Raw genomic sequence first — 26,963 nt, forward strand, 5'->3', positions numbered from 1 at the left:
CCAACCTCGTCACTTTTAAAGGACAAGACAAAGATCCTACTAAAAAGAAACAACAAAGGACAACCTTGGCCACAGTTGGGGTTACTTTACTTTTTTAATAATTTATCTATTTCACCGAATCTTTTCGTAAATCTCTTTTCCCCTGTTTCTAATTTACTTATATAGGATTTCATGCTATCTGTAAACTTGCCATCTATACTCTGTCCTCTATATGTAAAGACAGACTGGGTTATTTTCCATCTTTGTATAGGAGAACCTTGTATCGCACGACAATATTGCGTAACGAAGTATCCTAATAGGTTTTTCGTTTCTATCCAGTTTATTGAACATAAATTTCCAGGCTTATCGTTAAGCAAGCCAAACCAAAACAAAAAATGCTCTTCTAATGTACCCTTATCTATAAATTGACCTTCACACAAAGAACGCCGTAGATCTTTCATCCGATCCATATCAAAAATAGGTTTAAACGTATCTATTCTCTTTTGGATAGAAGCTTCAAATTGTTCTGTAGTCTCACGGCACACTAGCCATCTCATCCGTAACATTTCATTATACAATCCGGGATATAAGTCATCTGGCTCTTTAAACCACCCATCAATATCTTTATACTGTTTATAGATATCTTGAAGGATTAATATAGATCGTTTACTCAATATCATATTAAAACCTAAGCCTAACAATTGCACTATCTCATGCATAGCCAAAGATAACAAAGACATATAATCAGTGTAAACCTCTCTTAAAACAAGACTATCAGACTTACGCTTAAGCTCATGCCCTGCAAAAACATATCTCTCTTGCAAATCTATAAGTAACTGATATACATATGATTCCCTATCACATTCTGAATTTAGCCTGTATAACTCTGCCTGTAATCGGTCTTTTTGTATTTGTAAATCTAATTCTGGATTATTTTTCTTTATATCAACTTCATCAATAGGCACTTTAGGGATTATTTTATAAGCATAACGAAGCGCATCCATTATATAAGACTTCATGCTAAAATAATCCCACTCTCCTACTTCACATTTTTTTAAAATATCTTGAAGTTCTGCTTTAGGAACTTCATCTATTACTGCATCTAATAAAGGCCCTATTTTTGTCTGTTCTTGGTATCGCTTCTCAGCCAACTCATCAAAATAGTCTTTATAGCGCCAAGGACTTATCAACCTTATTAATAAATCATGATCTCCAGTATCTATATTTTTCATGAAATGATATGCTCGCATATCTTGTGTGTTCTCTATCATAATATAGTTCATTAAAGTTATCTATCGCAAATATAACAAACTTTCTTACTTACATTTTACTTCTCCCGATATTCCATAAAAAACATCAACCTCAATTTGAACGTTCTTTGCTACTATCCAATAAAATAAGTATTTTTGCGTTATAAAAGAAGGTAGCCAGATGTTAAAACAGAGGCTTTTGTTACCAGTTTGTTACTTACTCACTTTTAACCCTTCTTTTATATTATTAAAAATCAAATGATTAAATATAATAACACATAATATTATGGCATTACAATGTGGCATTGTGGGACTTCCGAACGTAGGAAAGTCTACCCTTTTCAATTGTCTATCCAACGCGAAGGCACAATCAGCGAACTTTCCGTTCTGTACGATCGAACCGAATGTAGGCGTGATCACCGTACCCGACGAGCGACTGAATAAACTAGCGGAAATCGAACATCCGCAGCGAGTGATCCCCACCACCGTAGAGATCGTGGATATCGCCGGATTGGTGAAAGGGGCGAGTAAAGGTGAGGGATTAGGCAATAAGTTCTTGGCTAATATCCGTGAGACAGACGCTATCTTGCACGTATTGCGTTGCTTCGACGACGATAATATCGTGCACGTGGACGGACGTGTAGACCCGGTCCGTGATAAGGAGATCATTGACTATGAGCTTCAGATCAAGGATTTGGAAACGATAGACAGCCGTATCGCCAAGGTGCAGAAACAAGCGCAAACCGGAGGTGATAAGCAAGCCAAGATCGCTTACGAGGTACTTTGTAAATACAAAGAAGCTTTAGAACAAGGAAAAAGCGCACGTACCGTTTCTTTTGATACGAAAGACGAGGAACGCATTGCCCACGATTTATTCTTGCTGACGGATAAACCTGTCATGTATGTTTGTAACGTGGATGAGGCTAGCGCCGTAAATGGCAATAAATATGTAGATGCCGTACGTGAGGCGGTTAAAGACGAAGATGCCCAGATTTTAGTAGTCGCCGCTAAGATCGAGAGCGAGATCGCTGAGTTTGATACCTATGAGGAGCGCCAGATGTTCCTACAAGAGATCGGATTGGAAGAGTCCGGCGTAAGTCGTTTGATTAAATCGGCTTATAAATTATTGAACCTGCAAACCTTCTTGACCGCCGGACCGGACGAATGTCGTGCGTGGACGTTCCATAAAGGCTGGAAAGCTCCTCAATGCGCCGGTGTTATCCATACGGACTTCGAAAAAGGATTTATCCGTGCCGAGGTGATCAAGTACGAGGATTATATCGCTTATGGCTCCGAGGCTGCTGTTAAAGAGGCCGGAAAGATGAGCGTCGAAGGTAAGGAATATGTTGTGCAAGATGGAGATATCATGCATTTCCGTTTCAATGTATAAGGAGTAACCGAAATAAATCATATCTTTGAAACCGGGTAAAATAGCGTAGAGCTAATTTTACCCGGTTTTCTTATATCCTTTAAATCTATATGTATATGAAACGTTTTCTCAATTCTGTACTTTGTATGTGTATCGCCGTTTTTTGTACGCATGCCCAAAAAAAGAATGTGACTAGTGTGCTGGAAGTGATGGACATTACGACCGGGCAACGTTCCGTTGTCAAGGAATTCCCTTTTTTAATAGAGGCACCTAACTGGACTCCGGATGGTAATTGGCTTGTATATAATAGCGGGGGAAAATTATATAAGCTCTCTCCGGAATCTCCCGGCGAGCCGCAATTAATCCATAGCGACTACGCAACCCGTTGCAACAACGACCATGTGATCTCCGCGGATGGGAAGCAAATAGCGATCAGTAACGGAACGAAAGAAGATGGCCGGTCGCGTATCTATACCCTACCTTTCGAAGGAGGTGTTCCCCGGTTGATTACCCCACTCGGTCCTAGCTACCTACACGGGTGGAGCCCCGACGGAAAACAACTCGCTTATTGCGCTGAAAGAAACGGTAATTTTGATGTTTACGTCATTCCTGCCCTAGGCGGAGAAGAAAAACGTCTTACGACAGCCGAAGGTTTGGACGATGGCCCCGAATACTCACCTTGCGGACAATATATCTGGTTCAACTCCGTACGTACCGGGCTTATGCAAGTCTGGCGCATGAAGGCGGATGGTTCCGAACAAACCCAGATGACATTCGATGAGCCCCGAAATTCTTGGTTTCCCCACATCTCTCCGGATGGAAAACAAATCGTTTTCATCACCTATACAAAAGGTGATCTGGAACCCGGACAGCACCTCGCCAATAAAAACGTAGAGTTACGCCTTATGCCGGCCGAGGGCGGAGAACCTAAGACTTTAGTCAAACTATTCGGCGGGCAAGGTACGATAAACGTAAACTCTTGGGCCCCCGATAGCAAGCGATTCGCTTTCGTCAGCTACCGGTTAAATTGACTCGTTCCCGTCTCTCCTGTATTCGGAAGGAATAACCCCCGTCTGCTTAATAAACGCACGACGGAACGTACTGATAGAATGGAAGCCCGAACGTTCGGCTATTTCTTGTATACTGGCCAGAGGTTCGGCTTCCAATAGACGTTTACTTTCCTCTACCCTGAAATGGTTCACGTAATCCGAGAAAGAGTAACCCAGTTCTTTATTGAAGAGCTGGGAAAGATAAGACCGGCTCATCGGGAATATCCGCTGTAAATCCGTCAAGCGCAAGTCTTCCCGTAAATAGGGTTTCTCCCGTTCGAACCATGCCTGTACTTCCTCAACATACCTTTGGCGTATGATGCCTTTCTGTTCCTCACTACCTTGATCATCATCCGTATCCTCCTCCAAATCGGGTAATCCCCATCCGCTCTCGAATGTGTAATCCAAATGGATAACCTTTAGGAACAAGGCCTTATAAAAGAAATAGTACCATAAAACCAATAAAAACGTTTTGTCGATTACATATAGGCTAACCCGATCCGTAAACAACAATACCAAATAAAAAATATACATAGAAGAAAGGATCAGCATAGTCTTTTTCAACCAGTCCAGATCATAATCTTCCGGGTCCGATACATTTTCCCTTAAATACACCTTAAATCCCTCACTATAGCGCAAGATCAGATAAATAGGAACGATCATATACAGAAGCGTGAAAAATAAAATCAAAAGCCTTATAACCACATCCAGATTCAAGGTATCGAATACCTCGCCAAAAGAGTTATAACGATGAATATTTCCACCGGCTAACCGGTAAATCAAAAAAGAAATACCCAATACCCATATCGGACTGGTAAAAATAAAGAAACGGCGAACGGTCATATAGCAAGGTCGTAACACTTCTATCACGTAACAAGCCAATGTAGCTACCACAATACATCCCATAATCAGCACATCCGGATGAAATATCTCTTTTGAATCCTCTAAATACAGGTTAACCGATACTCGTACCGCCGCTAAAAACGCCCATAATAACATACTCCACCCCAAAATCTGTTTTGCCCTATTCTCACGGGCCCGTAGTAGCAGGGTAATACCACCAAAAACACAAAAGCCTAATATCTGTAAGCTTAGTAGAAACTGAATTTTATCCAACATAATAACACTACCTCCTATCTATTAAACAATACGCCCCCCCGAATGTTCTTTTTGACCCCTCAGTTAACAATATGAACACCTTAGACAATTTGAACGATCTAATTTTATACGATTTCACCGACGTTTTAGACCGTATGCACCTCCCTTTCCCCTTGACCACCCGAAATTTGCATCCAGAAGTTTCACACAAAAATAAGATAAAATAATGAGAAATTTAGTACTCTTTACCAGTATGATTTTAAGCTTTTGGGGTTGCTCCAGCGACAAAGACTTCGGAGATCTTGAGAATATCGGCTGGAATGAAAAACCACTCCAAATAACGACTCGTATCCTAACTACAAAATCCACCAATTTTATACAAGAATTTAAAGAAGGCTCTATGCTCGGACTACAAATCACGTCCGGTACAGTCGACGATTTATACAATGGCATATCCACTTATAAAAACGTAAGCGTAAAAGCTTATAGAGTGAATGGGAAAATCCGGTGGCAACAGAGTCCGGAGGTGATCCTCGACTCTAATGAAGCTACGATATACGCATATTATCCATATCAAGAAGATATAAATTTTAACGCCCGACAGATACCTGTTAAACTGGCCCCGAACGCATTGGAGACCGATGATTATATGTATGGAACCCATGCGATCGGACAAAAAGCGGTCAACAGTACCTCGCCACTTGTATTACTCAGCATGAATCATGCCCTATCGCTTATATCTTTCCAGCTGAACCTAAGCAAAGGCAAGACAGGTGCCTTTATTATAAGTTCCGTTCAAATAGGAAATAAGCCCGGTGGAACAACTTTAGTCAGCGAAGGAACCCTCGATATCACGACGGGCGATATCATCGGTTCTACCGCCCGTAGCACGTCCGCATCCACGGTATTATCCTTGACGAATCCGGTTACCCTCATCAACGAGAAATATTGTGATCCTATGCGGCTCATGGTAATTCCACCTTCCGGCACGATCGGAACCGGAGACGTGGAGACCTTATTTACGATCAACGGAGAAACCTACAAATTTGACATACCCGCTAACACCCAATGGGAAAAAGGGAAAAAATATTTATATAAGCTAAGCTTTAACGGAAGGTCGTTACAATTGCGAGACGTCTCTATCACAGACTGGTTACCGGGTAACGACGAAGGATTGATTGGCAATATCATGTAAGTTTTTTATGTTGTGGTTATTAAGGTGTAATGCCGTGGCAAGCTTTGATCCGTTTGCCACCGGCAACTACACTGAAAATAACAATTGGCTCTATCATTCCGGCGAATTAGACCATCGGCGTCACTACCCGTACGATGTGTTTTTCATTCAGCCGACTCTATATATTCTCTCAATAAGAGAAACAACGGGTCTCGTCCAAATACCCTTTTACATTCAAGGGCTATCATTCCCTCTCAACTTATCGCCAAAAACACTCTTCTATTTGACTATTACAAGGACGAGACCCGTTTAATAATATCTTTATATCTCTTGGATATATTGATTATTATAGTATACAATAAAGCAGGTTACTTTGCGTATTAAGAGGATAAAACAATCGTTACTATATAATATATAAAAATATCATTTTATAACAGGAATGATAATTAATAGTAATAGAATAATAAACTATATTGGCTCAAATGTTTATTGTTTGAAAGGTTCCATTAAAACATCAGACAAAATGAACAAATTATTATTAATTACTATCTTGTTAATCATCTTTACCGGACGTCATGAAAATCAACAGTGGATGTCCAAAGAGAAATCAACCGCACGAAAGTCGGTTCTTGAAATGACCACCCGGTCCTATACAGCAGGTTCTTCAGTATTCACCGAAATTCTGCCCGAAGGGTCCGAAATAGGATTATTTATAACCTATGGTAATCAAGACAGTTTATATAAAGGCGCATCTCTTTATAAAAACGTAAAATCAAAGGCTGTAGGCTCATCAAAAGGTTCTTTAAAATGGAAACAAACACCGCAGGTATTCCTCAGATCTAATCGACCAGTCATGATCTACGCTTACTCTCCTTATAAAGTACAAATACCGTTAGATCCCACCTCCATACCGATCAAAATATCCCCAATCGCGGCGGAAACCCCCTTTTATAAATATGGGAGGCTCTCGCAAGGTCAAAAAGAGGTTAACCGTAAATCTCCGCTTGCGAAACTCTCCATGAATTACGCGTTATCACTTCTCTCATTCGAAATATATCAAGATTCGAACATTAACGGGCTATTCAAGCTAACCTCCATACAGATCGGTAACCGTGCGGGAGGTAATACCTTGCAGTATACCGGCACAATGGATATCGTAACCGGAAATATCAAAGGAACTCCCGGGGCACACAAGGCCACTTTACTTACAATAGATCCATCCGTAACTTTACGACACGCAAAAGCGGAGGAGCAAAATATCCGTATAGTCCCTACCTACTCTCCTATCCGGGAAAAAGAAGTTGAGGCGATCTTTACTATCAATGGAAGAACTTACAAATACATCATTCCGGAAGGCACCTGTTGGAATAAAGGATATAAATACTCATACAAATTCTACTTCGATGGTAAGGAGATTAAGTTTCACGACTTAGTTGCCTGCATTTGGATACCTAAGTTGAATAAAAAATAATTCTTTTTTTGCCTATTTTTGTAACAAACAAATCCCTTATCCCGTCTTCTTTGTGAAAGCCCCCACTCTAAGGCGCACGGACGAAGGGCGATCCAAAAACATAGTATTAACGAAAAAGTCAATTACAATGAAAAGATTACTAGCGTTACTGGCCATCCTCCTTATCAGCCAAGTAGGATACGGGCAGCAGAAGATGGATCAATTATTCAATGCTTTCCGGGGTGAAAGCGATGTTACTTCCGTAAACATCGGAAACATAACGATGAAGCTAGCCAGCCTGTTCACCGAGACAATGGGAGTAAACGGTATAGAGATCCTTGAATTTGATAATTGTGCCCAAGAGGTGAAAGACCGACTGTCTACCGCCATACGGAACCTGAGAGATCCTGATTACGAGACGATGGTCACGGCAAATGAAAGGGACAGTCGCACGAAAGTTCTTGTCAAAATAAAAGAGGATATGATCCGTGAACTGGTCATATTCACGACAGGAAGCGACAATGCGTTAATCCGTATCAAAGGAAAGATCAGCCCGTCCGATCTAGACCGGGTAATCAATGAGCACAAAACTGGAAATCATTAAGGGCGATACCGATGGACGTTGATGTTTTTAAACAACGGTTCCTACCCTTTCATCCTAAACTCTATCGAATCGCTTATGCCTTATTAGACAATAAAGCGGATGCGGAAGACATACTTCAAGATGCCTATTGCAAATTATGGAATAAAAGGGATGAGCTGGGAGATATCCAGAATCCGGAAGCATTTTCCATAACATTGGTCAAGAATCTTTGTCTGGATTTCCTGCGCTCGCCTAAAGCAAGCCGAAGAGACAATGAAGAGGCATTGGAGACCGTTCTATTAACGACCGACTCCTCGCCGGAAAAGGAACTGGAAGAAAAGGAGGATATCCGGCATATACAGGAACTGATCGAGCAGCTTCCCGAGAACCAGAGGCAGGTAATCCGCCTGCGTGGTATTGAGGATTGCTCCTATGAGGACATTGAACAGATTACGGGGCTTAGCTCCTCTAATATACGAACATTACTTTCCCGGGCACGCAAATTGATCCGGGAGAAACTAGAAAAAGCAAGTTGTCATGGATGATAAAAGGATAGATGAACTAATAAACAAGGCACTCCAAGAGGATTTAGCCTTACCGGAGGGACTTTCCGAAAGGCTGGAACGACGAATCGACTTCCTAGCCCAAGAAGAGGTATCTCCCCGAGTATCACGAAGACGTTCCTTCTATTGGATAAGCGGAATCGCCGCCGCTATTCTCGGCGCCCTATTCCTCATCTTCACGGAGACAAATCGTCCGGCTCCCACTATGGCCGATACCTTTACCGATCCTGAAGAGGCAGCTGTCGTAGCCCAAAATGCCTTGGCGTTCATGTCTAGGAATTTAAACAAAGGTCTCGGGCAGGTCAATGAAGCCGGTCAAGAGATCACAAAAATAAACAAGATCGTAAATAAACATTTAAATGATTAATACAATGAGACTCAAATATCTATATACAATACTGCTTCTCTGTTGCGTGAATATCTGTTTTGCCCAGAACAAGCTTTTCGACAAATATGCGGATATGGATGATGTTACTTCCGTATATATCTCCAAGAAGATGTTTCAGATGATGCCGGTCATGGAAACCGCCGGACTCAACCTTGCCAACCTGAAAGGGAAAATAGAATCCCTGCAAATACTCACCACCCAAAAAGCGGATTTGAGGGAACGAATGCGAGGGGAGTTTAAAGCCTTGATCGGAAAGGACCATGAGGAACTCATGCGAGTAAAAGACGGAAAGACCAAAGCCAATTTCTACGTCAAGCAACAAGGAGAACTGATACAGGAGTTGATCATGATAGCCGACATGGATGACGGGGGCTTCAGCGTCATGCAATTGTTAGGGCGTTTTACGCTCCAAGATGTGCAGGAAATTACCAGTGAGATCAACAAATAATAGGATAATTTCGTGAAAACCATCGGCTTTTTATAGTATCTTCACCACCATAAGTTAAACAAAAATCATACGCGTATGAAAAGATTCATTTTTACAGGGATAATCATCCTGTTTGTAATGGCTGGATGTGGAGGCGGCCATTCATCGACCGATGGTCTTATAACCGTGGATGTAAACGATAGTTATTCAACCAAAAAAGAGTTGGTCCTTCAAGACTTCATGGATGTGGAGTATATTCCGCTGGAAACAAACGATGAGTTTATCAATCGGGCATGCGTGCAGGCGGTTGGCGAGAAATACATAATCGTGACAAACTTTTACGATGATGGCAATATTTTCGTATATGGGCGGAACGGAAAAGCTATTCGCAAAATAAATCGCAAGGGACAAGGTGGAGAAGAATACGTGTCTATGAGATCGGTTTCGTTAGATGAAGAAAACGAAGAGATTTTCGTAAATGATTTTCATGCGAAAAAGATAAGGGTTTATGATTTGGAAGGAAATTTCAAACGAAGTCTGAATCAAAGAAGCGAGAAAAGTTCGTTTTACGTGGAAATGCTTGATTATGACAAGGACAACTTGATTTGTTATGATAAGTTTAATTTTGAGGTACCGTTCTTGCTTGTGTCGAAACAAGATGGAAGTATAACGAAAGAAATCACGGTTCCATATAAAGAGAAGCAATTATTCCATATCGTTGAAAGACTTTATGATAAAGGAGAAACAAGAGCAGCTGGACCAGGTCCGTATAACAGTATAATTCCTTTTAAGGGTAATTGGATTCTATTTGAGGCCTCTTCAGATACGGTATACACCTTAATGCCTGATTACAGTTTGCGCCCGCTTATCGCACGAACACCCCCTATCCACACCATGGATCCGGGCGTTTTCGTCGTCTTAAGATTGATTTCCGATCGTTATTATTTCATGGAAAGCGTAACGAATATATATGATTTTAACACAGGAGAAGGTTTCCCGAGAAAGTACTTCGCATACGATACGCAAGAAAAGAAATTTTTCAACTATATCACATACAACGATGATTATTCTTATAAGAAAGAAATCTATATGGTGACATTTCCTCCCATCAATTCAAAAGGCGAATTGTGTTCTACCATCAATGCTTCCGATCTTTGCCAGGACTATAAAAGGGGAAAGCTGAAAGGCAAACTAAAAGAGGTGGCCGCGACATTGGAAGAGGATGACAACCGGGTGGTAGTGTTGGTGAGACCTAAAAAGTAAACGATTACCAATCATCGGTAATATGATCAAGCGGATTATTTCCCCGTAATAATCCGCTTAATCTCACTCAGTTTGTTCAAGGCTTCCAAGGGGGTAAGATTATTCACGTCCAAGTTCTTGATCTCATCCCGTACTTGGCTCAACACCGGATCATCCAACTGGAAGAAACTCAGTTGATATCCCTCGGCGGCAGAGGCGATCGCTTTTACAGGTTTACCCCCGATGCCTTCCTGACGATTCTCGGACTCCAACTGCTTCAAGATCTCATTCGAACGCTTCACGATGCTTTTAGGCATACCGGCCATTTTCGCCACGTGGATACCAAAGCTATGCTCGCTTCCTCCCGGTATCAACTTACGCAAGAATATCACCTTATTCCCTACTTCCTTGACCGATACGTTATAGTTCTTGATCCGCTTAAAGGCACGCTCCATCTCGTTCAGCTCGTGGTAATGGGTAGCGAACAGCGTTTTCGCCTTCGCATTCGGGTGCTCATGAATATATTCCACGATCGCCCAAGCGATCGATATGCCATCGTAGGTACTGGTACCCCGCCCTAACTCGTCGAAAAGCACCAAGCTCCGGGAAGTCATATTATTTAATATATCGGAAGCCTCATTCATCTCGACCATAAAAGTAGACTCACCCACCGAGATATTATCCGAGGCGCCTACACGGGTAAATATCTTATCCACGATACCGATATGGGCGCTCTCGGCCGGAACAAAGCAACCGATTTGCGCCATGAGCGTAATCAAGGCTGTCTGACGCAATAAGGCGGACTTACCGGCCATATTCGGACCCGTGATAATGATGATCTGTTGTTTCTCGTCATCCAGATAGACATCATTGGCGATATAAGGTTCTCCCAAGGGCAGTTGTTTCTCGATTACCGGGTGGCGACCTCCCTTTATGTCGATCTTGTCGGAATCACTCACGACCGGACGGATATACTTATTCGCCTCCGCAGCCTTAGCGAAAGATAAAAGGCAATCGATACGCCCGATCAAGTTCGCGTTCATCTGGATAGGCGGAATATACTCCGTCAAGGCCAATACCAGCTCATTGAAAAGGCGAGTCTCCAAAGCAAGGATCTTTTCTTCCGCCCCTAATATCTTCTCCTCGTATTCCTTCAACTCCTCGGTAATATAGCGCTCGGCGTTCACCAAGGTCTGTTTACGGATCCAATTCGCCGGGACTTTATCCTTATGGGTATTACGTACCTCTATATAATAGCCGAAGACGTTGTTGAAAGCGATCTTCAAGCTTGGGATACCCGTCAATTCGATCTCGCGCTGCTGTACCTTCAACAAATAATCCTTGCCGGAATAAGCGATGGCACGCAAGTCATCCAATTCCTCGTTGACACCCTTCGCTATAATTCCCCCCTTATTGACCAAAGAAGGGGGATCGTTATTAATCTCTTTCTCAATCCGGTCGCGGATCAAGGCGCAAACGTTCAACTGCTCCCCGATCCGGCATAAGCTAGGCTCCTCACTCGCCATACATGCCTCCTTGATCGGCTCGATCGCACGAAGCGCGACCTTTAGCTGAACCACCTCACGAGGAGATACACGGCCGACAGCCACCTTGGAGATAATACGCTCCAAGTCGCCGATCTGCTCCAACTGCGTATCCAGCAACTCCTTTGTCTCCGGTTCACGGAAGAAATAATCCACGACCTCTTGGCGTTCTTGGATCGGTTTTACATCCTTTAGCGGGAATAGTATCCATCGGCGAAGCATACGGGAACCCATCGGCGAGATCGTCTTATCGATCACGTCCAACAAGCTTGTTCCCTCATCGTTCATCGTACCCACCAGTTCCAAGCTGCGTACCGTAAACTTATCCAAGCGGACGTATCGATCTTCCTCGATACGAGATAAAGCGGTGATATGGGAAATATGCGTGTGCTGGGTCTGGTCCAGATAATACAGAATCGCCCCGGAAGCGATAATACCTAATTTCAAGTGTTGTACGCCAAAACCCTTCAAGTTCTTCGTCTCGAAATGCTTCAACAGGCGATCCTCGGCGGCCGAGGTCGTAAAGATCCAATCATCCAGCTCAAAGATAAAGAAACGAGGACCGAAAGCCTCCTCGAAACGTTTCTTGTTTCCCCGTTCGATCAACACTTCCTTCGGGGAAAAATTATTGAGTAATTTGTCGATATAGTCAATAGAACCCTCCGCCGTCATGAACTCGCCGGTAGAGATATCCAAGAAAGAGATACCACATACCTCCTTGGCGAAATGGATAGAGGCCAAGAAATTATTCTCTTTATGATTCAGTATATTATCATTGATGGAAACACCGGGAGTCACCAATTCCGTAATTCCCCGCTTCACCAATTTCTTAGTCAATTTAGGATCTTCCAGCTGATCACAAATAGCCACACGCTTACCGGCCCGCACCAATTTCGGCAGATAAGAATCCAAGGCATGATGTGGAAATCCCGCCATCTCAACATGCTGCCCTACGCCATTCGCACGTTTGGTCTGTACGATACCCAGTATTTCCGCGCCAATCACGGCGTCCTCGCCATACATCTCGTAAAAGTCTCCAACCCGGAATAAAAGGATAGCGTCCGGATGTTTCGCTTTTATATCGAAATACTGCTTCATCAAAGGGGTTTCCACAACTTTTGCCACGATAGTAATCTTTTAAATGCGTTTACGAATTAATCCGCACAAAGGTACTATTTTTTTTCTATCCGTTTACTTTCTTATAATCCGCTAGAAAAGTAGCCAGCCCACTATCCGTTAACGGGTGTTTCAATAAGCCTTTAATGGCGGACAAAGGACAGGTAGCCACATCCGCCCCCGCCTCCACGCATTGGATGATATGCTGGGTGCTACGGATAGAAGCCGCCAATACTTGGGTATCATAATCGTAATAATCATACATTTCCACGATCTTACGTACCAGCTCTATCCCGTCGCTGGCGATGTCATCCAAACGCCCGACGAACGGCGATACATACGTAGCCCCGGCCTTAGCCGCCAATAACGCCTGACCGACAGAGAAAACCAGCGTACAATTCGTACGGATGCCTTTTCTGGTGAAATATTTTATCGCTTTAATCCCCGCTTCGATACAAGGTACTTTAACGACTATATTAGGATGTAAAGCGGCCAACTCCTCCCCTTCTTTTATCATGCCTTCTAAGTCGATAGCGATTACCTCGGCGCTAACATCCCCGCCCACGATCTCGCAAATTTCCAAATAGTGTTTCCGTTGATTTTCCACCCCCCGGATTCCCTCTTTCGCCATTAAGGACGGATTAGTCGTCACGCCATCCAATACTCCCAATTCATTCGCTTCCCGGATCTGGTCCAGATTCGCCGTGTCAATAAAAAACTTCATAGCTTTAAACTTTAATGTTACGTATTTGTATAACCCTTCTGATTCGCTATTAGTTCTAAATCAACCGTCTCAATCCCCAACTAATTCCATATACAAGTCGTTAAGCCGTTTGCGGAGATATAAGTTTCCAAATATCATTAAGCCAGACCTCATATCGGTTAGGCAACATAAGTTCTGGACGGAATTCCGATATAATTATCTCTTTTTAAAATACAACGGCCATAAAGTCTGTATGCGATTCGCTATATGATACGCTAATACCGGAGGAACCGCGTTACCGATCACTTTATAAGCGCCTGAGGCACTTAACTCAAAACGTGTACTGTTCTTTTTATGGGAGACAAACGTATAATCCGGCGGAAACGTCTGTATCAAAGCACATTCTCGAGGAGTTAAGCGACGTTCTTGTAAACCGGCGTCTAATTCTTCCGTAATAACGCCCCCATGCTCCCGGGATAAACGACGGTATTCTATATTTCCATGATGCTCGGAACGAATCGTCGGGCCAATATTATCCAGCGCGATCTCCTTTTGACCTTGACAATGAGCTCCCATATATTTCGCCTGTGAATAATACCGCTGGGATGGATCTTCTGTCCTATCCGGTTCCTCCAATCCTACAAATACATCCCGACAAACCACCGGTGGCAATAGTTTCTTATCTTCCACGGTGCAAGCATGTGTCGGACTCGGATAAGGATCGTAAGCTTTGGGTATCTTCTCCTCTTGAAGCGCTCTTAAAGCCTTAACCTTTAACGCGGACTTACGTATCCCGATAAAAATCACACGCTCTCTAGACTCCGGAACCCCATAATTGCCCGCATGTAAAACTTGAGGATCTAAAACAATATATCCATCCCCAGCCGCATGGGCGAAGTCTCTCTGAATAATACTTTTCACGTCTCCCAGATTCACCAGTCCCTTCACGTTCTCCGCGATAAATATCTTGGGTCTCGTAATATCGATCACCTGCTTCATCCAATAGTAAAGTTTACCCCTCGTCTCTTCCGAGGCCTCATCGTCCTCACGCAATTTCCCGGTATGATCCTTATTCGACTCAAACCCTAAACGTTTACCGGAGACACTGAAATCCTGGCAAGGAAAACCTCCCGTGACGACATCTATATTTTTAGGGAAGACTTTTTTCCCCGCTCGATGCTCTTTCACCAAGTCTACGATACTCTTTGTATTATAAACGTTTTTATCATATCCGAATCGATCCATATATTGAAGCCAAGCGGTTTGTGCCTCTTTCAATATATCATTCGCAAAGACCGTTCGAAAACGATTCTTCTGTAAACGAACCCAGTGTTCATCGATAACCTCTTGAACCCACGTATTTTGAGGAGATATAGACTTACGATGACATATAAAATCCCCCTCGAATCCTAAATCCATGCCCCCACATCCGGAGAACAGGGACAAGACCCGTAAGCTATCCAACGATTCAATATCCTTTCCACCTCTTTTCATTTCCGATCCTTGCTATATACTATTTTTTATCAAAAGAATCGCAAATCTACAAAAATCACGGGAAAAGCACTAGAATTTATTAGTCTTTGCTCAAAACAATCTTATGCAGGAAATTGTCCTCATAATAATCTACCATATAGATTATCGAATTATCTTCTGTCGCACATCCAGTGTATAGGCCTCTTCCTTTGGGTAACGAATAACGAGCTACCGGATTCCCATCCCAATCAAATTGCTCCAGATACAAGGGATTCGTTTCATCCGTATCTTTCTTTGATTCCCGGTAAACGGCATAGACATACTTGTCACTCGCGAAACAACTGTAATAATAGAGAGGATTATCCGGCGAAGAGGTAGTTTGTAAGGTTTTATCTCCAAATCGGCACATCTTCACATGGTTACCATCAAAGTCAAAGAAAACGATCCGGTCATGAAAGGTAAACGCAAATGCTTCTCGTTTTCTTGAAAAGCTATGCGCCAAATTTCCGATATAGAAAAACCAACCTGCTCCTTCAGCGAACAGGAAAGGTACGGTTCCCTTCACTATAGTATCATTCAAGCTTACCAATCCTATTCCCATTCCATCATTTGAACCTAGACTAACCTGCATCTTGCCATCTCCCATATATAAAGGCTTATCAGGGACTATCTTATTTTCAGGGATTTCAGCCAATTGATCATACTCCTCTAGTTTAAGGGTAGTGGACAAGCTAAAGATCCGATTATTACGTATGTTCCAGACGTAGCAAAGCTTATCGGTCTCTTCCGTGGGTATCATGCGTATATCATTGAACTCATCCGGTCCCTCGCCAAAAGGGGCTAATTGAGCAACCGTTTTATAATCGGGCAAAGAGAGTACATGCAAAAGATAGGCTCCCTCCCGCCACTCAAGGTGTTTAACGATGAGGTAGTTGCCTTTAGCCAATATATTCACTTCCCGAAGCTCGATCTCCAAGTCAATCGGTATCCGCTCAATAGAACGGATCTCCCCTTTCGGGAAATCAGATTTCTCTAGCTGAATGATATTCGACTTCGGTATTTCCGGATACTCCACTCCACCAAGTTGAACTAAATTAACAACTTGAGAATTATTTGATTTCTCATGTCCACATCCTGCCAATAGCAGAATAATTACGGCAATAGCACTAAAAAAGGCAACAATACGCATATCCCTAACTATTATAATATTCTACTTTCAATCCTATTCCCCCGGTTCAAGGCCCGTGACTTACCAAATTATTCCAGAGTCAATACCTAAAGCTTTCATTTTTTTTGGCATTAGCCTTATATTGAATAGTTTGTCAAAGATAGTTCTTAATCACGAAAGAGACAATATCGCAAACAAAAAATGCAAAAAGGCCTCAATAATTATTCAAAATTTATACATCATATACAAGCAAAAGCCATGCATAGAATTATCTCTCTACACATGGCTCTTTTTCACGTACTCTTTTCTTATAGGCAGTTATTCATCTTTGTTTTGGTTCCAAATAAAACATTATGTGTTTCTATACTTTATTATTCTATCATTTCAAAACAAAAGGAACATATACAGAGAGCATCAAATCCGAAAGATGTCCACGACGGCCATTAGCCGGTCCGTTATTGAAATGCTTCAAGGTATTGAAACAGCCATACTGATAAGAAAGGCCGAACTCACAATGCTTGCTTAAACGATATCCCACCTTCGCCATCACGGACAGGTCAAACACGGCTTGTGGCTGTACATAAAGCGTAGGAGCGATACCGACACCTAAATGGAATTTCTTGGTAAAACGCCAATTCCAACTAGCGGCTACGGAGATAGGCATCACAAACTCATCGAAAACATCAGCTTTCTTAGAAACATATATACCATCCTCTATACTTTCATAATAAGGAAAATACTTCGTCGTTTCCATCTTCTGAAATCCCATCGTAATATCCAAATCATAAAAGAATTTCTGTTCCGGAAGGAATCGAAAGCGATAACCGATCATACTATTTAACTTATAATCGTGCCGATAAGACCAATTTGATTCATCACCCCAAGTAGTTCGTTTCCAACTATCTTGTAAAGGAAATCCAACACCGGCACCTACTAATAAGCCATGCTCAATTTGGGCGAAAGTAGAAGTAGAAACCAATAACAGTAAAAATAAAATTTTTTTCATAAATTATCACCAGTCTTCTTTTAAACTTATTTTTGCAGTCCCTTTATTACTTTCAGGCATTTCATCTGACCAAATTTCCATTCGTCCAGAAAACTCAAATCGAGGAGGAGTTACGATTGTAACTGAGTTTCTTGGATTTTCACCAACATGCCCTAACATACCTCCTTGATCCTTAGCTAAAAGTTTATTATATACATCTGTATGTAAAAGAATTGTTACCCCATTTTTATTCTGATAATTTTTAATTGAAACATTATATACTTCAAAACCACTTCCTGACCCTGAAGCTGTAAGACGTAGTATAATCATTGTACGGTGTTTTTTCCATAAAACTTTCTTTTTTTGACTAAGATAATCAAAGCCCAATGACAAATAATTTTTATTTTCAATAGTTTGTAACTCTATAAATCTTGGAATAGCTCGAACCTTTACATAATCACCACCTGGTATTTGATATTTACTTTCAGCTAGGTTTATATCATTCTTTTCATTTGTAGCTTCATTATTACCATACAATGATATCCCTGATCCGAAATATTCCTCTAAAGCCTTATATACAGGAGCATGTGCTACACTATCTCCTATCAAAAACACCCCCCTTCTATTCACAAAAGAACTATATGTAGAACCTTTTAATTTATAATGCGCAATAAAATCTGTAGAATCATAAGGTTCAAACATGAAAACATCATCATATTTTTGTTTGAATTCTTTGATTTGATGAGCAGGCCAAGGTTGGCTAAGATCTTTCTCATAATTGTCTACAATAAGCTCCTGTTCTTGATCTGCTTCTTGCATAAGTTGCCATTGACTTACGAAACCTGCCCCCGAGAAAATATTATTTCTCTCTTCTTCTGACATATCATTCATCTCCCAAAGCATCGCATTAAAGACGGAATCATTCTTGAACTGAATACATTTATCTCCCGCATAATCTACAATTTGGAAATCTGCTTCACCAACAAAAGCCTTTGTTTGTAATCCTGTCGTTTCAGCAACATTAATCAATTCCGCATCATTACTACATGATATCATCAATAAAGTACATGCAGATGCTAAAAGCACTGTCTTTTTGTCCATACTTCTAAAATTTGAATTATTTATAAATTAAAAAAACCTTCTGCGTAGTTTTCTGAATCTGATATATAAAGTCCATAAGATCCAGAAGTACATTCATCTAATGAGATAATACTAGAAGAAACATCTTGTGTATCCACTATCTCCTCATAAACGATATTTCCATTCGCATCCACAACAGATACTCGTACCTCTCCTATATATTCTAAAAACTCCAAAGACAAAACTTTTGAAGTTTCATCTATGTCTGCTTTTATAGGTACATCCAAATTTACAGATCGCTGTTTTTTCTTAAGATGACCATGTAAAGGCACATGACCTGCAAAAGATGGAATACAAATTGAAAAAATAAACAACACTGTTAGTAGCCATTTTACATTTTTCATAATCTCTCTTTTTTTGTTATGTTTCGGTTGCAAATCTAGAGATTATATATGATCTAAAGGGGTTAAATTATGTAATCCACATAGACAAAGAAAAAAACGTAAACACTTGACAATCAAATACTATAAAAACAAATACATAGACAAACAATCGTAGAGCCCCTTAAATGAAGGTTTATTACATACTAAATATTAACAAGAGATTCATACAATCCTTGTTTACCTTCCCAATTTAATTTCTTTCGTACTCGCAAACGTGTACGATCGACGGAAGTAGGAATAATATTTAAAAGGATAGATATAGCTGTTGAATCAAGTTTAAATAATGTAAGGAAACAAAGATGCATCTCCGATGGTGACAAGCCTGCATCCTTCAGTACCTTTATAACACTAGGGTAAACTTCCATCATCAAAACTTCAATATCAATCCACATTTTTTCGGAAACGGGTGCTTCAGAATGATTAGGCTGCACAGTTTGAGATATTTTCTTTATTTTTTTAGCTAAATTACTATTGAGAATTTTAGATTCTCTTAATTCGAATAATCGAGATCTCAAGCTATCTACCTCTTTCTGTACATTTTCATATTCCACTTGCATTTTCACCGAAGAATACTGAGTATTTTGCAATTGGATTAGTTCATCACTCTTTCTCCGAAGTTCTGCATATAATTGATATATGCTTTGATTCAAAGTATTAATTTTTTCTTGTTGTTTTAAAAGTGAACGATTCTTTCTTCTTATCGTAGCTAAATAGACAATAATGAGTAAAGCACATAAAAATAACAATATCAATATAAAAGTATAATTCCTTTGCCCCTTTAATAGTAATCTTATATTTTCATTATGCAATTTCAAATGTTCATATTTTTGTTCTGTATCATATATATCGACAGATTTACTTATATTCATAAGGGAATCCTCTGCTGCTACATATTCTTCATAAAAAGACAAAGCTCTTTTATAATCATCTCTTTCTTTATTTATTTTATAATAATGATAAGCAATAGTAGCCGGTACAAAATCATTATCTATGGATACACTATTAGCCTTTTGAAGATAATTTTCCGCTTGTTCTAAATTTCCACGCTTTTGCTCAAGATCTGATAAGGTCAAATAATCCGAAGCAGTATCACTCGAATCCTCTTTTATGCTCTTCAATAAATATTTTTCAGCTAAATCATATTTTTCCAAAACATTAAATATATTACCTAGACCATTGTATACATAATTTCTAACCTCATCTACTCTCAAGGAATCTATTATCACTTCTGCTCGCTTCAATATAGTTAAAGCTAAATAATTAGAATCAACATCCATATAACTCCTTCCCTCATTCACAAACGAACGCACATAGCTTTTCATATTACCGGCCAATCGAAAATACCGTCCGCTCTCCTTATATTTTTTTGCAGCTAACACATAACGATCATCCAGTTCATACAAATCCCCCATATAACTACAAATATACCCGGCACGATTATAGTTCTTAATCGCCAACGCTACCTCCAGCGCATCGGAGTAAGCCCTCATTGCCTTCTCGTACTCCTTATCCTCCACATACGAACGCCCCAGATAAAGGCCGATCTCAGCCTCCTCTTCCCGCATCTTTTTCTTTTGATAGTATTTCAAGGCGATCTCAAGCTGGTTCGTATAAGGCATTTCGTCCTCTATTTTATCGGCGGCACGTGCGTACAACATACACCAACGGGCTATCAGACGGGGACTCATCTCTTCCGGGAGCGGAATGGAATCCAATGTAGTGATTACGCTATCCGGATAGGCATCAAACAGGCGTTCCGCCTGATTGATCAAACGGATTTCCTCAGATTCATTTTGGCATCCTACCACAAGGAAAGTCAAGGAAGTTAATAGTATATATATAAATGACTTCATCCTTTATTATAGATAAGCAAAATTAAATATTTTTAATTCATAAACAAACGATAGAACAACAAAATAACAAATACAAGAAGAAAAAACACACAATAAGTCCATGCAAAGGTATCAAGTTATATATACATGAATATCAGTGATATAAAAACATCATCATGTTTTCCGGAAAACACGTACATGTTTTTCCGAAAAGTCGTACGTGTTTTTCATAAATCACGTACGTGTTTTTCCCGGAAATCTTATAAGGAAAATAAGAACACATAAAAAATAGACAATAAGCCGGATCAGCAATAACTCATTGTACAACTTACAAATGCAACCAATCATTAATATCCAACTAGCTTATTGCTTATCTCAATTATTTTACAAACCTTTGCGACCATAATATTAAACTAAAATCTTTACTATGGAATTACAAACGATACAAAACAAGATTTATGAGATCAGAGGGCAAAAAGTCATGCTGGATTTTGATCTGGCGGAAATGTATGGAACGGAAACCGCCCAACTGAAACGTGCGGTCAGACGTAATATAGAACGCTTTGAAGGAGATGATTTCATGTTTGAGTTAACCAAGGAGGAACTTTCAAGATGCCAATTTGGTATCTTGAACAAAGGAAGAGGTAGTAATTTCAAATATAAGCCTTTTGCTTTCACGGAATTAGGGGTGGCTATGCTTAGTAGTGTGCTAAATTCTAAAACTGCCATAGAAATCAACAGAAACATTATGAGAGTCTTTGTCGCTATTCGGAATTATACCTTACAAGCTACCACTAGTTCCATCGAAATTAAAGAGCTACAAGAACGTATCAAATCTCTTGAAATGGCTAATGAAGAAACGCTTTGCGCTATCAATGATCTCAGTGAAGATACCCAAAAGTCTTTGGATGATATTTACATAGCTCTTTCCGAACTGGCTACAAAGAAAAAGAACAATGCTAAAAGACCTAAAATTGGTTATATCAAATAAAGTAAACTAATAAGTTCTTATACTATGGAATTACAAGCGATACAAAACAATATTTATGAGATCAGAGGGCAAAAAGTCATGCTGGATTTTGATCTGGCGGAAATGTATGGAACGGAAACCGCCCAATTGAAACGTGCGGTCAGACGAAACATAGAACGCTTTCCTAATGATTTTATGTTCACATTAACAATTCAAGAATTTAACAACTTGAAAAACAATATGGTATGCCAAATTGGCATCTCAAAGAAAGGAGGTAACCAATATGCTCCATTCGCTTTCACGGAGCAAGGTATAGCAATGCTTTCTTCTGTACTCAGATCCGATACAGCCATTAAAGTCAATATCTCTATCATGCGTGCTTTCGTCGGCATACGACAAATAATAAGTTCTTCCTCCCCTTTGCTTGAACTCCAACAAGAAGTAAAGGAACTCAAAGCGTATATCGAAGAAGCATTTGCCGATTACAACGACATCAACGAAGATACCCGTACGCAACTTGAGCTAATCAATCTGTCACTCGCTGAGTTACAAGCGAAAAGAACCGAGAATCAATCTCGCCCCCGGATTGGTTACGTGAAATAAACAGTTCATGTAAATAACTCATATAAAATAAATAAATTCACTAACTTTGTGGCCTTAAATAGAAAACGATACAAAAACGATAAACGATCATGGAGTACAATTTCAGAGAGATTGAGAAGAAGTGGCACGACTACTGGATTGCCGAAAAGGTTTATAAAGTCGAAAAGGACACGAATAAGCCTAAATACTATGTATTGGACATGTTCCCCTATCCTTCCGGTGCGGGATTGCACGTTGGCCACCCGCTCGGTTATATAGCTTCTGATATTTATTCGCGTTTCAAACGTTTGCAAGGTTTTAACGTATTGCACCCGATGGGTTACGACGCTTACGGACTACCCGCCGAGCAATACGCCATCCAAACCGGACAACATCCGGAGATCACGACAAAGAATAATATAGCCCGTTATCGGGAGCAATTGGAAAAGATCGGTTTCTGCTACGATTGGAGCCGTGAGATCCGTACCTGCGATCCCGAATATTACAAATGGACGCAATGGGCCTTCATCCGGATGTTCAACAGCTACTACTGCAACGACGAGAAGCAAGCCCGCCCGATCAGCGAGTTGATACAGGCTTTCGAGACCAGTGGTACGGAAGGTCTGAACGTAGCTTGCGGAGAGGAACTTAGTTTCACCGCCGATGAATGGAAAGCCAAGAGCGATAAAGAAAAACAAGAGATATTACTCAACTACCGGATCGCTTATCGTGGCGAGACCATGGTAAACTGGTGCGCCGCCTTGGGTACCGTATTAGCGAACGATGAGGTCGTGAACGGTGTTTCCGAGCGTGGAGGCTATCCGGTGGAACAAAAGATCATGCGCCAATGGTGCTTACGTGTATCCGCTTACGCACAACGCCTGTTGGACGGATTGGATACGATCGACTGGACGGATTCCTTGAAAGAGACCCAAAAGAACTGGATCGGACGCAGCGAAGGTGCCGAGGTTCGCTTCAAGGTAAAAGACAGCGACAGGGAATTCACGATCTTTACGACCCGTGCCGATACGATGTTTGGTGTTACCTTCATGGTATTAGCTCCGGAAAGCGAATTGGTTCAACAATTAACTACGGCAGACCAAAAAGCGGAAGTAGACGCTTACCTAGATCGCACCAAGAAACGTACCGAGCGCGAGCGCATCGCCGACCGTCAGGTAACCGGTGTATTCAGTGGTTCCTACGCTATTAACCCGTTTACGGGCGAGGCGGTTCCCATCTGGATCAGCGACTATGTATTGGCCGGCTACGGTACGGGAGCGATCATGGCGGTTCCGGCGCACGATAGCCGCGACTACGCTTTCGCGAAGCATTTCGGACTGGAAATCCGCCCCTTGGTGGAAGGTTGCGACGTAAGCGAGGAAAGTTTCGATGCCAAGGAAGGTATCGTATGCAATTCTCCGAGAGCCGGCGTTACTCCTTATTGCGATCTTTCCTTGAACGGACTGACGATCAAGGAAGCGATAGCCGCTACCAAGAAATACGTAAAAGATCACGATCTGGGACGTGTGAAGATAAACTACCGCTTGCGCGACGCTATTTTCAGCCGCCAGCGTTATTGGGGCGAACCGTTCCCGGTATATTACGACGCCGATGGCATGCCTCAGATGTTGCCGGAAGAATGTCTGCCCTTGTTGCTGCCGGAAGTAGATAAATTCTTGCCTACCGAGACGGGCGAGCCTCCATTAGGACACGCCGTTAAATGGGCTTGGGACACGGTAAACCAAAAAGTCACCGAGGTATCGAAGATCGATAACCAGACGATCTTCCCGCTGGAGCTTTGTACGATGCCGGGCTTCGCCGGTTCTTCCGCTTATTATTTGCGCTATATGGATCCGCGTAATGATAAAGCCTTGGTAGCTAAAGACGTGGATGAATATTGGAGAAACGTGGATTTATATATCGGTGGTACGGAACACGCTACTGGCCACTTGATTTACAGCCGTTTCTGGAATAAGTTCTTATTCGACTTGGGTATCGTTTGCGAGGAAGAGCCGTTCAAGAAATTGATCAACCAAGGTATGATCCAAGGACGGTCGAACTTCGTGTACCGCATCAACGGAACCAATAAATTCGTTTCCTTGAACTTGAAAGACCAATACGAGGTCACCCCTATCCACGTAGACGTAAATATCGTATCTAACGATCTGTTGGATATAGAGGCTTTCAAGAACTGGCGTCCGGAATACAACGACGCAGAGTTCGTATTGGAAGATGGTAAATATATCTGCGGATGGGCGGTCGAGAAGATGTCCAAATCCATGTTCAACGTAGTGAACCCGGATATGATCGTTGAGAAATATGGTGCCGATACCCTACGTTTGTACGAGATGTTCCTAGGCCCGCTGGAGCAATCCAAGCCTTGGGATACGAACGGTATCGACGGCGTACACCGTTTCTTAAAGAAGCTTTGGGGCTTGTTCTTCGGCAATACGGATACCCTGCAAGTTACCGATGCCGAGCCTACGGCCGACGAATTGAAATCCTTGCATAAGCTGATCAAGAAAGTAACGTTCGACATCGAGCATTTCTCATACAACACGTCCATTAGCGCCTTCATGATTTGCGTGAACGAGTTAACGAGCTTAAAATGCAGCAAGCGCGCCATCTTGGAGCCGCTGATCACCTTATTGGCTCCGTTCGCTCCCCACATCACGGAAGAACTATGGCATCAATTAGGACATGATACGACCATCTGCGATGCCCAGTGGCCGGAACATAACGAAGAGTATCTGGTAGAAAAATCAGTTACCTACGTCATCTCATTCAATGGTAAAGCCCGTTTCAACCTCGAACTTCCGGCAGATATCTCCCGTGAAGACGCTGAGAAGGCGGCCTTGAGCCATGAGAACTCAGCGAAGTGGATGGAAGGCAAGACCGTTAAGAAGGTAATTGTCGTTCCCGGCAAAATCGTTAATATCGTAGTGGGATGAACTTAAAACTCACAAAAATCTATTTTTCCGTACAGGATTATCTAATGATCCTGTTCGGAACTCTATTATACGGATTCGGATTCAACGCCTTTATCCTTTCCAACGAAATCGTGACAGGTGGGGTAAGTGGTATCTGTGCGTTGATCTTCTTTGCCTCCAATGGATTGATCCCGGTATCCGTATCTTATTTTGTCATCAACGTAGCCTTGTTGGTGGTAGCCTTAAAGATCCTTGGTCTAAAATTCTTGATAAAAACTATTTTCGGAGTTTTCTCACTCTCGGCTTCTCTCTCTCTCTTCGAGTGGCTGCTGAAAGGACAACCTATACTGCACGACCAGTCGTTTATGGCTATCATAATCGGAGCGTTTATGTGTGGTGCCGGACTAGGACTGGTATTCTCGGCCAACGGTAGTACCGGAGGTACGGATATTATCGGTGCGGTAATCAATAAATATAAGAATATATCGATCGGACGTATCCTTCTGTTTTGCGATTTCTTCATCATCAGTTCCTCTTTCTTCCTGTTCCATAACGTGGACAAGATCGTTTTCGGTTTCGTGGAGATGGTCATAAGCAATTACGTTCTCGACATGGTATTGAACGGTAACCGCCAATCCGTACAATTCCTCATCTTCTCCCAGAAGTACGACGAGATAGCGGATCGCATCATCCATGACTTAGGCCGTGGCTGCACGATACTGGACGGCGAGGGCGGTTATTCCCGCAAACCCGTCAAGGTAGTCGTACTACTCGCCAAGAAATCCGAATCCGTCTCCATCTTCCGGATCGTGAAACGGATAGACCACCAAGCGTTCATCTCCCAAAGCATTGTCCGAGGGGTATATGGTGAGGGGTTCGATCAGATAAAGACTTAAAAAAGAATATACAAACAATTTAAAGCATTTCCATACGTTATATATCTACCGTATAGAAATGCTTTCTTATTTAATAGATTACGAAATATGAAACTTGTATTCGCGACAAATAATCAACACAAACTGGACGAGGTCCGCAAGATAACCGCCGGATACGCGGAAATCATAAGTTTATCCGATATCGATTGCCATGACGATATCCCCGAGACGGCAGATACCTTAGAGGGAAATGCTTTGCTAAAAGCCCGCTATATCAAAGAGAAATTCGGATATGATTGTTTCGCTGACGACACGGGATTAGAAGTCGAGGTATTAAATAATGCTCCGGGAGTCTATTCGGCTCGTTACGCAGGAACAGAGCACGACTCGGAAGCTAATATGAACAAGCTGTTGTCCGAAATGAATCATAAAGAAAACAGAAAAGCACGTTTCCGCACGGTCATAGCTCTAATCCTTGACGGAAAAGAATATACCTTCGACGGTATCGTAAATGGCTCTATCACTACCGAAAAACGCGGAGATAGCGGATTTGGATACGATCCTATATTCATGCCTGATACCTATACACAAACTTTCGCCGAGATGGGTAACGATACAAAAAACCAGATCAGCCATCGTGCGAAAGCCGTCATGAAATTAACATTATTTTTATCTGATTACAATTGTTAA

General features: G+C 41.6%; 24 protein-coding genes. 14 read left to right on the top strand and 10 right to left on the bottom strand.

The features are described 5' to 3' along the window. Positions 1-86 precede the first annotated feature (86 nt). Positions 87-1,250, bottom strand: coding sequence for a hypothetical protein (locus DW205_RS17715; RefSeq protein ID WP_147326768.1), 1,164 nt, complete (start codon positions 1,248-1,250; stop codon positions 87-89). A 265-nt stretch (positions 1,251-1,515) separates the two neighbouring features. On the opposite strand from DW205_RS17715, the gene ychF reads away from it, so the two are divergent. Both ychF and DW205_RS17725 read left to right on the top strand, forming a co-directional pair. Further along, positions 1,516-2,619: a redox-regulated ATPase YchF gene (ychF, locus tag DW205_RS17720; RefSeq protein ID WP_005863784.1), complete on the top strand. Its 1,104-nt coding sequence runs from the start codon at positions 1,516-1,518 to the stop codon at positions 2,617-2,619. Positions 2,620-2,714: 95 nt separating this feature from the next. Next, complete coding sequence (locus DW205_RS17725; RefSeq protein ID WP_121963135.1) at positions 2,715-3,629, top strand: TolB family protein; 915 nt, start codon at positions 2,715-2,717, stop codon at positions 3,627-3,629. Here DW205_RS17725 and DW205_RS17730 read toward each other — a convergent pair. Further along, complete coding sequence (locus DW205_RS17730) at positions 3,621-4,766, bottom strand: helix-turn-helix domain-containing protein (RefSeq protein ID WP_005863780.1); 1,146 nt, start codon at positions 4,764-4,766, stop codon at positions 3,621-3,623. The genes DW205_RS17725 and DW205_RS17730 overlap by 9 nt on opposite strands. Positions 4,767-4,971: 205 nt before the next feature. Between DW205_RS17730 and DW205_RS17735 the strand changes: the two genes are divergently transcribed. The 7 genes from DW205_RS17735 (at position 4,972) to DW205_RS17770 (ending at position 10,593) form a co-directional block, all read left to right on the top strand. Then, positions 4,972-5,940 (top strand): fimbrillin family protein, encoded by a 969-nt coding sequence (locus tag DW205_RS17735; RefSeq protein WP_005863778.1) that lies wholly within the window; start codon positions 4,972-4,974, stop codon positions 5,938-5,940. A gap of 502 nt (positions 5,941-6,442) precedes the next feature. Continuing rightward, positions 6,443-7,390, top strand: a complete 948-nt coding sequence (locus tag DW205_RS17745) for a fimbrillin family protein (protein ID WP_005863776.1) — start codon at positions 6,443-6,445, stop codon at positions 7,388-7,390. 127 nt (positions 7,391-7,517) lie between these two features. Beyond that, positions 7,518-7,973, top strand: a complete 456-nt coding sequence (locus tag DW205_RS17750; protein WP_005863774.1) for a DUF4252 domain-containing protein — start codon at positions 7,518-7,520, stop codon at positions 7,971-7,973. 11 nt (positions 7,974-7,984) lie between these two features. Beyond that, positions 7,985-8,497, top strand: a complete 513-nt coding sequence (locus tag DW205_RS17755; RefSeq protein ID WP_005863772.1) for an RNA polymerase sigma factor — start codon at positions 7,985-7,987, stop codon at positions 8,495-8,497. After that, positions 8,490-8,882: a hypothetical protein gene (locus tag DW205_RS17760; protein ID WP_005863770.1), complete on the top strand. Its 393-nt coding sequence runs from the start codon at positions 8,490-8,492 to the stop codon at positions 8,880-8,882. The genes DW205_RS17755 and DW205_RS17760 overlap by 8 nt, the downstream gene beginning before the upstream one ends. Beyond that, a complete protein-coding gene (locus DW205_RS17765) occupies positions 8,875-9,351 on the top strand; it encodes a DUF4252 domain-containing protein (protein ID WP_008773209.1) in 477 nt (158 codons plus the stop codon). Before DW205_RS17760 ends, DW205_RS17765 begins: the two co-directional genes overlap by 8 nt. Before the next feature lie 75 nt (positions 9,352-9,426). Then, entirely contained in the window at positions 9,427-10,593 is a 1,167-nt protein-coding gene (locus DW205_RS17770) for a 6-bladed beta-propeller (RefSeq protein ID WP_005863768.1), read from the top strand. Between the two features lie 35 nt (positions 10,594-10,628). On the opposite strand, the gene mutS is transcribed toward DW205_RS17770, so the two are convergent. From mutS to DW205_RS17810, 8 genes are all read right to left on the bottom strand, one after another. Continuing rightward, the gene (gene mutS, locus DW205_RS17775) at positions 10,629-13,214 is read right to left on the bottom strand and encodes a DNA mismatch repair protein MutS (protein ID WP_229036878.1); all 2,586 of its coding nucleotides are present in this window, start codon (positions 13,212-13,214) and stop codon (positions 10,629-10,631) included. Positions 13,215-13,299: 85 nt separating this feature from the next. Then, positions 13,300-13,956 (bottom strand): fructose-6-phosphate aldolase, encoded by a 657-nt coding sequence (gene fsa, locus DW205_RS17780; RefSeq protein ID WP_005863766.1) that lies wholly within the window; start codon positions 13,954-13,956, stop codon positions 13,300-13,302. A gap of 195 nt (positions 13,957-14,151) precedes the next feature. Continuing rightward, positions 14,152-15,429 (bottom strand): DNA cytosine methyltransferase, encoded by a 1,278-nt coding sequence (locus DW205_RS17785; RefSeq protein WP_005863765.1) that lies wholly within the window; start codon positions 15,427-15,429, stop codon positions 14,152-14,154. Positions 15,430-15,508: 79 nt separating this feature from the next. Further along, positions 15,509-16,597 carry a hypothetical protein gene (locus DW205_RS17790; RefSeq protein WP_005863764.1) on the bottom strand — a complete coding sequence of 363 codons (1,089 nt, stop codon included), beginning with the start codon at positions 16,595-16,597 and terminating at the stop codon, positions 15,509-15,511. A 358-nt stretch (positions 16,598-16,955) separates the two neighbouring features. Beyond that, complete coding sequence (locus DW205_RS17795; RefSeq protein WP_005860400.1) at positions 16,956-17,582, bottom strand: hypothetical protein; 627 nt, start codon at positions 17,580-17,582, stop codon at positions 16,956-16,958. 6 nt (positions 17,583-17,588) lie between these two features. Beyond that, entirely contained in the window at positions 17,589-18,662 is a 1,074-nt protein-coding gene (locus tag DW205_RS17800; RefSeq protein ID WP_005863763.1) for a DUF4848 domain-containing protein, read from the bottom strand. Positions 18,663-18,682: 20 nt separating this feature from the next. Continuing rightward, positions 18,683-19,045, bottom strand: coding sequence for a DUF3244 domain-containing protein (locus DW205_RS17805; RefSeq protein ID WP_005860396.1), 363 nt, complete (start codon positions 19,043-19,045; stop codon positions 18,683-18,685). Between the two features lie 182 nt (positions 19,046-19,227). Then, positions 19,228-20,937: a lipopolysaccharide assembly protein LapB gene (locus tag DW205_RS17810; RefSeq protein WP_005860394.1), complete on the bottom strand. Its 1,710-nt coding sequence runs from the start codon at positions 20,935-20,937 to the stop codon at positions 19,228-19,230. 406 nt (positions 20,938-21,343) lie between these two features. Here DW205_RS17810 and DW205_RS17815 point away from each other — a divergent pair, with 406 nt between their 5' ends. The 5 genes from DW205_RS17815 (at position 21,344) to DW205_RS17835 (ending at position 26,963) form a co-directional block, all read left to right on the top strand. Then, positions 21,344-21,907 carry an ORF6N domain-containing protein gene (locus tag DW205_RS17815; RefSeq protein ID WP_005863760.1) on the top strand — a complete coding sequence of 188 codons (564 nt, stop codon included), beginning with the start codon at positions 21,344-21,346 and terminating at the stop codon, positions 21,905-21,907. A 24-nt stretch (positions 21,908-21,931) separates the two neighbouring features. Then, positions 21,932-22,489 (top strand): ORF6N domain-containing protein, encoded by a 558-nt coding sequence (locus tag DW205_RS17820; protein ID WP_005863758.1) that lies wholly within the window; start codon positions 21,932-21,934, stop codon positions 22,487-22,489. An 89-nt stretch (positions 22,490-22,578) separates the two neighbouring features. Continuing rightward, the gene (gene leuS, locus DW205_RS17825; protein WP_005863756.1) at positions 22,579-25,419 is read left to right on the top strand and encodes a leucine--tRNA ligase; all 2,841 of its coding nucleotides are present in this window, start codon (positions 22,579-22,581) and stop codon (positions 25,417-25,419) included. Next, positions 25,416-26,294, top strand: coding sequence for a YitT family protein (locus DW205_RS17830; RefSeq protein WP_005863754.1), 879 nt, complete (start codon positions 25,416-25,418; stop codon positions 26,292-26,294). Before leuS ends, DW205_RS17830 begins: the two co-directional genes overlap by 4 nt. A gap of 87 nt (positions 26,295-26,381) precedes the next feature. Continuing rightward, positions 26,382-26,963 (top strand): non-canonical purine NTP diphosphatase, encoded by a 582-nt coding sequence (locus tag DW205_RS17835; RefSeq protein ID WP_005863752.1) that lies wholly within the window; start codon positions 26,382-26,384, stop codon positions 26,961-26,963.

Source organism: Parabacteroides sp. AM17-47 (assembly GCF_003434625.1).
Taxonomy (GTDB): domain Bacteria; phylum Bacteroidota; class Bacteroidia; order Bacteroidales; family Tannerellaceae; genus Parabacteroides; species Parabacteroides distasonis.

Coding starts and splice junctions, on each gene's coding strand:
- DW205_RS17810 (WP_005860394.1), bottom strand. CDS start 20,937: ATGAAGTCATTTATATATATACTATTAACTTCCTTGACTTTCCTTGTG.
- DW205_RS17830 (WP_005863754.1), top strand. CDS start 25,416: ATGAACTTAAAACTCACAAAAATCTATTTTTCCGTACAGGATTATCTA.
- DW205_RS17755 (WP_005863772.1), top strand. CDS start 7,985: ATGGACGTTGATGTTTTTAAACAACGGTTCCTACCCTTTCATCCTAAA.
- DW205_RS17835 (WP_005863752.1), top strand. CDS start 26,382: ATGAAACTTGTATTCGCGACAAATAATCAACACAAACTGGACGAGGTC.
- ychF (WP_005863784.1), top strand. CDS start 1,516: ATGGCATTACAATGTGGCATTGTGGGACTTCCGAACGTAGGAAAGTCT.
- DW205_RS17790 (WP_005863764.1), bottom strand. CDS start 16,597: ATGCGTATTGTTGCCTTTTTTAGTGCTATTGCCGTAATTATTCTGCTA.
- DW205_RS17770 (WP_005863768.1), top strand. CDS start 9,427: ATGAAAAGATTCATTTTTACAGGGATAATCATCCTGTTTGTAATGGCT.
- DW205_RS17805 (WP_005860396.1), bottom strand. CDS start 19,045: ATGAAAAATGTAAAATGGCTACTAACAGTGTTGTTTATTTTTTCAATT.
- DW205_RS17765 (WP_008773209.1), top strand. CDS start 8,875: ATGATTAATACAATGAGACTCAAATATCTATATACAATACTGCTTCTC.
- DW205_RS17815 (WP_005863760.1), top strand. CDS start 21,344: ATGGAATTACAAACGATACAAAACAAGATTTATGAGATCAGAGGGCAA.
- DW205_RS17750 (WP_005863774.1), top strand. CDS start 7,518: ATGAAAAGATTACTAGCGTTACTGGCCATCCTCCTTATCAGCCAAGTA.
- DW205_RS17785 (WP_005863765.1), bottom strand. CDS start 15,429: ATGAAAAGAGGTGGAAAGGATATTGAATCGTTGGATAGCTTACGGGTC.
- DW205_RS17820 (WP_005863758.1), top strand. CDS start 21,932: ATGGAATTACAAGCGATACAAAACAATATTTATGAGATCAGAGGGCAA.
- DW205_RS17735 (WP_005863778.1), top strand. CDS start 4,972: ATGAGAAATTTAGTACTCTTTACCAGTATGATTTTAAGCTTTTGGGGT.
- DW205_RS17745 (WP_005863776.1), top strand. CDS start 6,443: ATGAACAAATTATTATTAATTACTATCTTGTTAATCATCTTTACCGGA.
- leuS (WP_005863756.1), top strand. CDS start 22,579: ATGGAGTACAATTTCAGAGAGATTGAGAAGAAGTGGCACGACTACTGG.
- DW205_RS17760 (WP_005863770.1), top strand. CDS start 8,490: ATGGATGATAAAAGGATAGATGAACTAATAAACAAGGCACTCCAAGAG.
- DW205_RS17730 (WP_005863780.1), bottom strand. CDS start 4,766: ATGTTGGATAAAATTCAGTTTCTACTAAGCTTACAGATATTAGGCTTT.
- DW205_RS17795 (WP_005860400.1), bottom strand. CDS start 17,582: ATGAAAAAAATTTTATTTTTACTGTTATTGGTTTCTACTTCTACTTTC.
- DW205_RS17800 (WP_005863763.1), bottom strand. CDS start 18,662: ATGGACAAAAAGACAGTGCTTTTAGCATCTGCATGTACTTTATTGATG.
- fsa (WP_005863766.1), bottom strand. CDS start 13,956: ATGAAGTTTTTTATTGACACGGCGAATCTGGACCAGATCCGGGAAGCG.
- mutS (WP_229036878.1), bottom strand. CDS start 13,214: ATGAAGCAGTATTTCGATATAAAAGCGAAACATCCGGACGCTATCCTT.
- DW205_RS17725 (WP_121963135.1), top strand. CDS start 2,715: ATGAAACGTTTTCTCAATTCTGTACTTTGTATGTGTATCGCCGTTTTT.
- DW205_RS17715 (WP_147326768.1), bottom strand. CDS start 1,250: ATGATAGAGAACACACAAGATATGCGAGCATATCATTTCATGAAAAAT.